The 10,329-nt window shown below is 68.3% G+C and carries 9 protein-coding genes; 7 read left to right on the top strand and 2 right to left on the bottom strand.

Annotated features, from left to right (window positions below):
* A partial coding sequence (locus tag F3J18_RS21585; RefSeq protein WP_275691835.1) for a BadF/BadG/BcrA/BcrD ATPase family protein occupies positions 1 to 433 on the bottom strand: 433 nt, incomplete at its 3' end.
* Between the two features lie 143 nt (positions 434 to 576).
* Here F3J18_RS21585 and F3J18_RS21580 point away from each other — a divergent pair.
* Positions 577 to 1,269 (top strand): DNA-3-methyladenine glycosylase I, encoded by a 693-nt coding sequence (locus F3J18_RS21580; RefSeq protein ID WP_166914097.1) that lies wholly within the window; start codon positions 577 to 579, stop codon positions 1,267 to 1,269.
* 115 nt (positions 1,270 to 1,384) lie between these two features.
* Here F3J18_RS21580 and rpsU read toward each other — a convergent pair whose 3' ends face one another.
* Positions 1,385 to 1,597 (bottom strand): 30S ribosomal protein S21, encoded by a 213-nt coding sequence (gene rpsU, locus F3J18_RS21575; protein ID WP_006401410.1) that lies wholly within the window; start codon positions 1,595 to 1,597, stop codon positions 1,385 to 1,387.
* A 606-nt stretch (positions 1,598 to 2,203) separates the two neighbouring features.
* Here rpsU and F3J18_RS21570 point away from each other — a divergent pair.
* From F3J18_RS21570 to F3J18_RS21545, 6 genes are all read left to right on the top strand, one after another.
* Positions 2,204 to 3,358, top strand: coding sequence for a flagellin (locus F3J18_RS21570; protein ID WP_166914095.1), 1,155 nt, complete (start codon positions 2,204 to 2,206; stop codon positions 3,356 to 3,358).
* Between the two features lie 224 nt (positions 3,359 to 3,582).
* The gene (gene fliD, locus F3J18_RS21565) at positions 3,583 to 5,139 is read left to right on the top strand and encodes a flagellar filament capping protein FliD (RefSeq protein WP_025100003.1); all 1,557 of its coding nucleotides are present in this window, start codon (positions 3,583 to 3,585) and stop codon (positions 5,137 to 5,139) included.
* 25 nt (positions 5,140 to 5,164) lie between these two features.
* Positions 5,165 to 5,470: a flagellar protein FliT gene (locus tag F3J18_RS21560; protein ID WP_096749911.1), complete on the top strand. Its 306-nt coding sequence runs from the start codon at positions 5,165 to 5,167 to the stop codon at positions 5,468 to 5,470.
* A 232-nt stretch (positions 5,471 to 5,702) separates the two neighbouring features.
* On the top strand, positions 5,703 to 8,156 hold the full coding sequence (locus F3J18_RS21555) for a tetratricopeptide repeat protein (protein WP_166914093.1): 2,454 nt from the start codon (positions 5,703 to 5,705) through the stop codon (positions 8,154 to 8,156).
* Positions 8,153 to 9,301 (top strand): dTDP-4-amino-4,6-dideoxy-D-glucose aminotransferase VioA, encoded by a 1,149-nt coding sequence (gene vioA, locus F3J18_RS21550; protein ID WP_025100006.1) that lies wholly within the window; start codon positions 8,153 to 8,155, stop codon positions 9,299 to 9,301. Before F3J18_RS21555 ends, vioA begins: the two co-directional genes overlap by 4 nt.
* Complete coding sequence (locus F3J18_RS21545) at positions 9,298 to 10,329, top strand: ketoacyl-ACP synthase III (protein ID WP_166914092.1); 1,032 nt, start codon at positions 9,298 to 9,300, stop codon at positions 10,327 to 10,329. Before vioA ends, F3J18_RS21545 begins: the two co-directional genes overlap by 4 nt.

Here is a 10,329-nt window from a genome sequence, read left to right as displayed (position 1 = left end):
GAAAGCCGTAGCCGCCCGCGATCCGGCAGGTGCCGCCGGCATCGAGCGCGGCCGCGATGCTGCCGGTGCCGAGCGCGACGATCACGCCGGCCTCGCCGCCGTGCGCACCCAGCACCGTGGTGTAGGCATCGCTCTCGATCGCCAGCGCCGCCACCGGCGCGGCCTCGACGAAGGCGCGCAGCCAGCCGGCGTGGTTGCTGCCGGCCAGCCCGCAACCCAGCACGCAGCCGCGCCAGTCGAGGGCGAGCCCGGCCTGCGCGAAGGCCTCGGCGCAGGCCTCGCCGATCGAGCGCCAGGCGCCGTCGATGCCGAGCGCCAGGCCCGAGGGGCCGCCGGTGCCGCGCCCGAGCTCGCGCCCCCGCGCATCGGCCAGCACCGCGCGCGTGCCGGTGCCGCCGCCGTCGATGCCGATCAGGTAGGTGGGCTCAGTCATCGGGAAATGCTCTCCGGAAGGTGCGACGGGAATGATCATGAACCGGGAGCTTAACCGCATCGTCGCGCCGCGTGCCGCTTCGGCTATGCTGACGGCGGCTCGCGAACGGGCGGACCGGCAGGTTGAACGAGGAGAATCGATCGATGGGCGAACGCTGCAACTGGGTCCGCACGGACGCCGATGCGCATTATCACGACACCGAATGGGGCCGGCCCTCGCACGACGAGCGCTACCTGTTCGAGATGCTGATCCTGGAAGGCGCGCAGGCCGGGCTGTCTTGGTCGACGATCCTCAACAAGCGCGAGGCTTATCGTGCCGCCTTCGCCAATTTCGAGGTCGACGAGGTGGCGCGCTTCACGCCCGCGCGGCTCGAGAAGCTGCTGCTGGACCCGGGCATCGTGCGCCATCGCGGCAAGATCGAGTCGGTCGTCACCAATGCCCTCGCGGTGCAGCGGATTCGCGCCGAGCATGGCTCGCTGGCGGCCTTCCTGTGGTCCTTCGTCGACGGCAAGCCGCGGCTGAACGGCTGGGATTCGTATCGCGACGCGCCGGCCTCGACCGAGACATCCGAGGCGCTGAGCAAGGCGCTCAAGCGCCATGGCTGCAAGTTCGTCGGCTCGACCATCTGCTACGCGCTGATGCAGGCGATCGGCATGGTCAACGACCACGAATTCGGCTGCCCGTGCCGGGATGAGTGCGCGAAGCTCGGCGCCACGCTCGGCAAGCCGGCGAGCGCCGCGAAGCGGGCGGCGGCCAGGCCCGCCGCGGCAAAACCTGCAGCCAGGGCGAAATCCGCTCCGACCAAACGCACCGCGGCGAAAAAATCGGCGGCCTGAGCCTGGGGCGCCGCGGCCCGGCGCCATCCCGCCATCCTGTATTCGCCGCCCCAAAGCAAAACGGCGGTGCCCCTCGCGAAAGGGGCACCGCCGTCCGGATACGGACCTGGGAAGCTTAGTGGAGCTTCTTCGGCAGCATCTGGCTGCGCAGGCGCTTGTGCAGGCGCTTCACGGCCGCGGCCTTCTTGCGCTTGCGCACGGCAGTCGGCTTCTCGTACGACTGGCGCTCACGCAGCTCAGCGATCAGGCCGTTCTTTTCGATCGCGCGGCGGAAGCGGCGGATCGCTACTTCGAACGGCTCGTTTTCCTTCAGAAGAATCGTCGTCATGTCGTTCCTAAATTGCTTGATACGGTCAAAAACGTAGCGGCCAAGCGCCACGCACCGGCCTTCCGGGCGTTCCCACGAACTGGCGAAACGAGCGGGTTTTGTGGCCTCGGAGGCCGGAAAAGAGAGGCGGAATGCACCGCGAAACGCTCGGCAACCTGCAACCGGCGCCGCGTTTGACTGCCAGCTTGGACATGCCGAAAACGGCAGAGGCTTGACAGAAATCTCAATTCAGCCCGCCATGCTAGCAGGTAAACATTCGTTCGGCTAGGTGTTTACGACTTTGCCGGGGTGGCGCCGTATCCGAATAACCACGAGGACAAGCACGGCAGGGCGCCGCGATGCCCGCCCGGGCGCCCTGCCCTACATCCGGCCCTCGATCCCCCGCACCCGCAATCCCGCGCCCGAGACGGCTTTCATCGCTACCACTGGAAATCGTCGAGGCGGGAGCGAAAATCCCGGAAAAATCGATCCACATCGAAAACTCCCCCTCAAGTTTTTTTTCGGCCCGCCGAAATCCTGCTCTGAGGCGGCCAGCAATGAACGAGTGCACCGCCGATGCCCACGTTGGCTTGTTTAAAGGCTCTCGGCTCACTTAGGAGAATTTCCATGCTCGGAATCAATACCAACATCAACTCGCTGGTCGCTCAGCAGAACCTGAACGGCTCGCAAAGCGCTCTGTCGCAAGCCATCACCCGCCTGTCCTCGGGCAACCGCATCAACAGCGCGGCCGACGACGCGGCAGGCCTGGCGATCGCCACGCGCATGCAGACGCAGATCAACGGCCTGAACCAGGGCGTGCAGAACACCAACAGCGCGGTCTCGCTGATCCAGACGGCATCGAGCCAGCTGTCGGCCCTGACCACCAGCCTGCAGCGTATCAGCACGCTGGCGACGGAAGCCGCCAACGGCACGCTGTCGCAAAGCGACCAGGTCGCCGCCCAGCAGGAAGTGGCCGACCAGATCGCGGAAGTGAACCGTATCGCTTCGCAGACGAACTTCAACGGCAAGAACCTGCTCGACGGTTCGGCCGGCATCGTCACCTTCCAGGTTGGCGCGAACGTCGGCCAGACGGTCACGCTCGACCTGAGCCAGAGCCTGTCGGCGGCCAAGATCGGTGGCGGCTTGGTGCCGCAAGGCCAGAACGTCGGCACGATCCAGGGCCTGTCGCTCGACGCCAACGGCGCCGCCACGACGGCCGCGCAACCGGCCATCACCTCGGTCAGCGTGCTGTCGGACGGCAAGGGCGGCTTCACCTTCACCGACCAGAACGGCCAGGCACTGAGCTCGACGGCAGTCGGCGCGATCTTCACGACCGGCACGGCAGCGGGCACGGGCACGGCGGTCACGAACCTGACGCTGGCCACCGGCGCGACGAGCGGCATGTCGGCGGCACTGGCCAGCGCGGCAGCCCAGATGGTCACGCAGATCAACGCCGTGAACGCGCCGCCGACCGTCTCGAACCTGTCGATCAGCACCGCCACGGGCGCCAACCAGACGATCTTCTCGGTCGCCAACGCGCTGTCCACCATCAACAACCTGCAAGCCACGCTGGGCGCCACGCAGAACCGTCTGCAAGCCGTCGCGCAAACGCAGCAGGCCAACTCGACCAACCTGTCGTCGGCCCAGTCGCAGATCCAGAGCGCGGACTTCGCGCAGGAAACCGCGAACCTGAGCAAGGCGCAAGTGCTGCAGCAAGCCGGCATCTCGGTGCTCGCGCAAGCGAACTCGCTGCCGCAGCAGGTCCTGAAGCTCCTGCAGTAAGGCTGTCGCGGTACTGCTTTGAAAACCCGGGCCGCGCCTTCATGGGCGGTCCGTTCGTGCGACGGCGCAACCTTCCTCGTGGCCGTCGCGCGCTTTTTGTCCTTACGGGGCAGTGTTTTTCGCCGTACCGTTTTCCCGCGGTTTGCCGTAGCATCCGCCACGATCCGCAACGCCATCAGATTCAGATTCGCCTGCGCCATCGACGGCGCCCACGGAGCCACGCGATGTCCACGATTCCCTCGACCAGCAACAGCAGCTCGAACGCGACCACCAGCACGTCGCAGAGCAGCAACAACGCGCTGAACAGCAACCAGGCGCTGCAGGAAGCTGCCCAGTCGATCATCAGCGGCTCGACCGGCAACACCGGGCTCGACGTCAATACGCTGGTGTCGGCGCTGGTCAACTCGAAGGTCGCCGCCCAGGGCGTGCTGCTGTCGACCTCGATCGCCAACGACAACCTGAAGAACCAGGCCTATGCCAGCCTGCAGAGCGCCCTGTCGACGCTGCAGACCTCGCTCGCCTCGCTGGCCGACGGCTCGCTCGCGCAAACCTACACCGCGACCGCCACCGGCAACGGCCTGACCGCGAGCGCCGGCGTCGGCGCGCAGGCCGGCACCTACCAGGTCACCGTCTCGCAGATCGCCCAGTCGCAATCGCTGTCCTCGCCGGCCTTCGGCGCCACCACCCAGCTCGGCACCGGCAGCCTGACGCTGCAGGTCGGCACCAAGAGCTCGACGATCAACATCAGCTCGTCGAACAACACGCTGGCCGGCATCAAGGACGCGATCAACAACGACCCGAACAATCCCGGCGTGTCCGCCACCATCGTGAACGGCACCGACGGCGCGCATCTGGTGCTGAGCTCGAAGGCCAGCGGCGCGGCCAACACCATCAACGTGACGGCCAACGCCAGCACCGACAACGGCCTGTCGCAGTTGAGCGTCACCTCGACGCCGAGCACCAGCGGCGGCGGCTCGTCGATCCCGTCCACCTCCGGCTGGAGCCAGTCGACCGCCGCGCAGGACGCGCAGTACAAGATCGGCTCGGTCAGCGGCTCGAGCGCGACCAATACCGTCACTGGCGCGATCGCCGGCGTCACGCTGAACCTCACGCAGGCCGCGGTCAGCAACCCGCCCGCCGCCCAGACGCTGACCATCGCCGCCGACACCACCACGCAGGCCTCCACCATCACCGCCTTCGTGAAGGCCTACAACACGCTGGTCACGACCTACTCGGCGGTCGGCACCTTCAACAGCAGCAACCCGTCGCAAAGCGGCCCGCTGTTCGGCGATTCGACGCTCAATTCGATCCAGAACCAGCTCTCGGCGATCCTCGGCGGCGGCGTCACCAACAACGGCGCGAGCGCCACGCTCAAGTCGCTGGGCATCACCATCGCCGACGGCACCAACTCGACGCAGCCGGCCGGCACCCTGGTGATCGACCAGGGCGCGCTGACCACCGCGCTGCAGAGCACCAATGCCGCGGCCACGCTGTTCAACGGCACCAACGGCATCGGCGAGCAGCTCAACAAGGCGATCACCAACATCACGGCGCCCAAGGGGATCCTGACCACCAGCGTGAGCTCGGTGCAGAGCGACCTGACCAGCCTCACCTCCCAGCAGACCACGCTGAACGCCTATGCCGCGCAGCTGACCACGCAATACAACACCCAGTTCACCCAGTTGAACACGCTGCTGGCGCAGATGACGACCAACCAGAACTACCTGACCCAGCTGTTCGGCGGCACCAACAGCGCGGGCGCGCTGGCCACCAACAAGTAAGCGGCCCGGGATACGGAGAAGCGACATGGATCAAACCACCCTCGTCAGGCAGGTTCTCGCGATGACGCACGAGATCGACCGGGCGGTGCAGCTGGCCGACTGGGAGGGCGCCGGGCGGCTGGTGGCCGCGCGCGAGCCCTATCTCACCTCGATCCAGGCGCAGCAGTCGCCCGAGGCGATGCTGATGATCCGCGAGATCCAGGCCATCGACGCCGCCACCATGGCCGCCTCGTCGCACGCGCGCGACGAGTTGCAGCACGAATACCGTGCCGCCATGGGCCGGCTCGATTCGGCCAGACAGTACAACAGCCAGGCCGCGCTGCGCTACTGAGCGGCGGCGGCCGGCGAACCGGCCGCGATACGGTCAGACCCGAATAATCACAATTCACGCGCACGAGCGCGTGCTCGTTCACCTCAAGGCCCGCCTCGCGCGGGCTGTTTTTTTGGCGCGGACACCGGCAAATCGATGAAATTGACGCCGGTTTACCGGTCAGTTCCACGCTTCGAGCCGCGCTGCCCGGCCGGATAATTTCGATCATCGCTTGTTCCCTCCCGGGTTTGCCATGTCCGAATCGACGCCGTCCGCCAGCCAGATGCCTGATCAACAGTTCGATGCGGATATCGCGCTGGTGCTCGACAGCGCGCTCGCCAGCCATCACCGCGGCGAATTCGCCGAGGCCCGGACGCTCTACGAGCTGATCCTGTCGGCCCACCCGCAGCACGCGGATGCCCGCTACAACCTGGCGGTGCTCAAGGTGCAGACGGGCGAACCGGCCGCGGCCCTGCCCGATTTCGAGGTCGTGCTCGGCCTCTCGCCGCACAACGGGCAGTACTGGGTCAGCTACATCAACGCGCAGATCGAGGCGGGCCGCATCGCGGCAGCCTGGACCATGCTCGGCATGTGCCAGAAATTCGGCGTGCATGGGCCGGCCGTGGACGGGCTGGTCAATCGCCTGTCGCTGTCGGCCGAAGGCAAGGCGGCGATAGTCGGCACCGCGGCGGCCGGGCAGCCGGTGGTGGCGGCCGCCTCGGCCAGCCCCGCCGAGACGCGCACCGTGACCTTCTCGATCTCCACCGCCACGCCGCAGGCGGGCCAGGGCACCGCCCAGGCCGCCGCGCCGGCCGCCCGCGCCGTGCAGGCGCCGATCGCGCGCAAGCCCACCCCGCAGGATGTGAACCGCTTCACCGCGCTCTACAACAAGGGCCGCTTCGAGGAAGCCGCCAAGCTGGCGCGGCAACTCGCGCAGCGCTACCCCGATCACGCCTGGTGCTGGAAATCGCTGGGCAACGCGCTGCACCAGCACGGCGAGTACCTGGCCTCGATCGAGCCGCTGGCCAAGGCCACCGAACTCGATCCCGCCGACGTGCTGATCGGCACGCTCTACGCCGACGTGCTGCGGCTGGCCAATCGCCTCGTCGATTCCGAGCGCGAATCGCGCCGTCTGCTCCAGATCGATCCGGGCTTCGCCGAAACCCACCGCGTGCTGGGCATGAGCCTGCTCGCCCTGGGCCGCATCCAGGAAGCGATCGTGGCCGGCCGGCGCTCGGTCGAGCTGGCGCCGAACTCGCTGCACATGCATGGCTCGCTGGCGGTCGCGCTCAGCGAACTGGGCGCGACCGCCGAGGCCGAGGCCTCGTTCCGCCGCGCCCATGAGATCGCCCCGCGCGACGCCGCGATGCACAGCAACCTGCTGTTCTGCATGACCCACAACCCGGGGCTCGACGCCGAGCGGCTGTACGCCGAGCACCGGCGCTTCGCCGAGATCCACGAGGCTCCGGTGCGCGCGCGCTGGCCGCGCCACGCGAACCAGCGCGACCCGGAACGCCAGTTGCGGATCGGCCTGATCTCGGGCGACCTGTTCAATCACGCGGTGTCGTCCTACCTGATGCCGATTCTCGAGGCGCTGAAGGACGATCCGACGCTGTCGCTGCACGTCTATCACAACCACACCATCGAGGATTCCGTCACCGAGCGCATGCGCGCCTGCGTGCGCAGCTGGACCATGGTGGCCGGCCTGAGCGACGACCGGCTGGTGCAGCGCATCCGCGACGACCGGATCGACATCATGATGGACCTGTCGAACCACACCGGCCGCAACCGGCTGCCCGCGCTCGCGCGCAAGCCGGCGCCGGTGCAGGTCACCTGGCTCGGCTACCCGGGCACCACCGGGCTGGACGCGATCGACTATCACTTCGCGGACCGCTTCGGCGTGCCGTTCGGCGAGATGGAGCGCCAGTACAGCGAGAAGACCGTCCACCTGCCGGCCGGCGGCACCTTCAAGCCCGCCGAGAACGCGCCGCCCGTCAACCTGCTGCCGGCGCTGCACAACGGCTACGTGACCTTCGGCAGCTTCAACCGCCTGAACAAGCTGCGCCACGACGTGATCGCGGTCTGGGCGCGCATCCTGCACGCCGTGCCGGGCTCGCGGATGCGGATCGGCTCGATCCCGCGCGACGGCGGCGTCGACATGCTGCTCGGCTGGTTCAGCGCCGAAGGCATCAGCCACGACCGCCTCGACCTGCAGCCGCGCGCGCCGGCCGCGGTCTACCTGCAGCAGCACCACCATGTCGACTTCTGCCTCGACACCTTCCCCTACACGGGCTCGACCACCGCGCTCAACGCGCTGTGGATGGGCGTGCCGACCCTGACGATCCGCGGCGACACGCTGGCCAGCCGCGCCGGCGCGGTCTGGATGTCCTCGGTCGGGCTCGAGCAGTTCGTCGCCGACGACGCCGACGATTTCGTGGCCCGCGCCATCGCGCTGGCCGGCGACCTGAAGGGCCTGGCCGCGCTGCGCGGCGGCATGCGCGAGCGCTGCCGCCAGTCGGCGGGCTTCCAGCCCGAGCGCGTCGCGCAGGCCGTCTCGGACAGCTTCCGGATCGCCTGGCGGCGCTGGTGCGCCGGCGAGGCACCGATTCCGTTCACCGCGCCCGACCGCGGCTCGCTTGCCACCGCTGCCACCGAGGCCGTGCCGCGCGATGCCGAGGCCGCCGCCCTCACCGGAGAAGCACGATGAATGCCCTGCCGCTGCGCGCCGTCGAACCCGTCGCCGACGAGCGTATCTATGTGACGCAGCCGCATCTCGCGCCGCTCGCCGAATTCCTGCCTTATCTCGAGCAGATCTGGGACAGCAAGGTGCTGACCAACGGCGGCCCGTTCCACCAGCAGCTCGAGAAGGCGCTCTGCGAGTACCTGGGCGTCGAGCACCTGGCGCTGTTCACCAACGGCACGCTGGCGCTGGTCACGGCCCTGCAGGCGCTGCGGATCTCGGGCGAGGTGATCACCACTCCCTATTCCTTCGTCGCCACCGCGCACTCGCTGCTCTGGAACGGCATCAAGCCGGTGTTCGTCGACATCGACCCGCATACGCTGAACATCGACCCGGCCAGGATCGAGGCCGCCATCACGCCGCAGACCACCGCCATCATGCCGGTGCACTGCTACGGCCGGCCCTGCGACGTGGAAGCGATCCGCCGCATCGCCGACAACTACAACCTGAAGGTGATCTACGACGCCGCGCACGCGTTCGGGGTGCATACCGACGCCGGCAGCGTGCTCGGGCACGGCGACCTGTCGGTGCTGAGCTTCCACGCCACCAAGGTGTTCAACACCTTCGAGGGCGGCGCGATCGTCTGCCCCGACGCGAAGACCAAGCAGCACATCGACCACTTGAAGAACTTCGGTTTCGTCGACGAGGTGACGGTGGTGGCGGCCGGCATCAACGGCAAGATGAGCGAGATCAACGCGGCCTTCGGCATGCTGCAGCTCAAGCACCTCGACGCGGCGCTCGCCCGTCGCGCGCAGATCGACGCGCGCTACCGCGGGCAACTGGCCGGGGTGCGCGGCATCCGCTGCCTGCCGCCGATCGACGCGAAGCTCGTCAATCACTCGTACTTCCCGATCCTGGTCGACGACGACTACGCGCTCTCGCGCGACGGCCTCTACCAGTTGCTGCGCGATCACGAGATCCACGGGCGCCGCTACTTCTACCCGCTGATCTCGGACTTCCCCAACTACCGCGGGCTGCCCTCGGCGCATCCGGACCGGCTGCCGGTGGCGCGCGACATCTCGCGGCGCGTGCTGTGCCTGCCGATCTACCCGGCGCTGTCCGACGACAACGTCGATCGCGTGGTGAACCTGATCGCCGGAGCCGGTCGATGACCACGCGCGCCGCGCTGCTCGACATCGCCAGCCACCTGCCCGACACGGTGCTGGCCAACGACGAGCTGGCCGCGCTCTATCCGGAATGGCCGGCCGAGAAGATCCTCGCCAAGACGGGGATTCGCGAGCGACGCATCGCGGCCGACGGCGAGACCGCCTCGGACCTCGCCTTCCACGCGGCCCGGCGGCTGTTCGCGCAGGGGCGCGTGAGCGCGGCGCAGGTCGACTTCGTGATCCTCTGCACCCAGGCGCCCGACTACATCCTGCCGGCCTCGGCCTGCCTGCTGCAGCACCGGCTCGGCATCGGCACCCATGCCGGCGCCTTCGACGTCAACCTCGGCTGCTCGGGCTACGTGTATGGCCTGTCGCTCGCCAAGGGCCTGGTCGAGACGGGCGCCGCGCGCTGCGTGCTGCTGCTGACCGCCGACACCTATTCGAAATACCTGCATCCGCTCGACAAGAGCGTGCGCACGCTGTTCGGCGACGGCGCCACCGCCACCGCGATCGGCATCGACCCGCAAGCCGCCGGCGACGGCATCGAGCCGATCGGCCCGTTCGTGTTCGGCACCGACGGGCGCGGCGCGCCGAACCTGATGGTGCGCGCGGGCCTGTTCCGCGAGCCGCGCAGCGCCGACAGCGCGCGCGAGCACGAGGACGCCTCCGGCAACGTGCGCACCGACGAGCATCTCTACATGAACGGCGCCGAGGTGATGGCCTTCTCGCTGGCCGAGGTGCCGCGCGCGGCCGAGCGGCTGCTGGAGCGCGCCGGCCTCGCGCGCGAGGACATCGACTGCTTCGTGCTGCACCAGGCGAACCGCTTCATGCTCGAGGCGCTGCGCAAGAAAATGAAGATCCCCGAGGATCGCTTCCCGATCCTCGTCGAGCACACCGGCAACACGGTGTCGTCGACGCTGCCGCTCGCGCTCGAGCAGTTGCGCGGCGAAGCTCGTCTCGCGCCGGGCGCGCGCGCGATGCTGCTCGGATTCGGCGTCGGCTACTCGTGGGCCGGCTGTCTGTTGAACTGTTAG

This window comes from Burkholderia sp. Ax-1720 (assembly GCF_011753035.1).
Taxonomy (GTDB): Bacteria; Pseudomonadota; Gammaproteobacteria; order Burkholderiales; family Burkholderiaceae; genus Burkholderia; species Burkholderia gladioli.
Note: the sequence above shows the minus strand (reverse complement) of the source record. Positions and strands in the feature narration are given on the sequence as shown.

What these genes read in the sequence shown, in the direction of transcription:
- F3J18_RS21580 (WP_166914097.1), top strand. Translation starts at nt 577, where the DNA reads ATGGGCGAACGCTGCAACTGGGTCCGCACGGACGCCGATGCGCATTAT.
- F3J18_RS21555 (WP_166914093.1), top strand. Translation starts at nt 5,703, where the DNA reads ATGTCCGAATCGACGCCGTCCGCCAGCCAGATGCCTGATCAACAGTTC.
- F3J18_RS21570 (WP_166914095.1), top strand. Translation starts at nt 2,204, where the DNA reads ATGCTCGGAATCAATACCAACATCAACTCGCTGGTCGCTCAGCAGAAC.
- rpsU (WP_006401410.1), bottom strand. Translation starts at nt 1,597, where the DNA reads ATGACGACGATTCTTCTGAAGGAAAACGAGCCGTTCGAAGTAGCGATC.
- fliD (WP_025100003.1), top strand. Translation starts at nt 3,583, where the DNA reads ATGTCCACGATTCCCTCGACCAGCAACAGCAGCTCGAACGCGACCACC.
- F3J18_RS21545 (WP_166914092.1), top strand. Translation starts at nt 9,298, where the DNA reads ATGACCACGCGCGCCGCGCTGCTCGACATCGCCAGCCACCTGCCCGAC.
- vioA (WP_025100006.1), top strand. Translation starts at nt 8,153, where the DNA reads ATGAATGCCCTGCCGCTGCGCGCCGTCGAACCCGTCGCCGACGAGCGT.
- F3J18_RS21560 (WP_096749911.1), top strand. Translation starts at nt 5,165, where the DNA reads ATGGATCAAACCACCCTCGTCAGGCAGGTTCTCGCGATGACGCACGAG.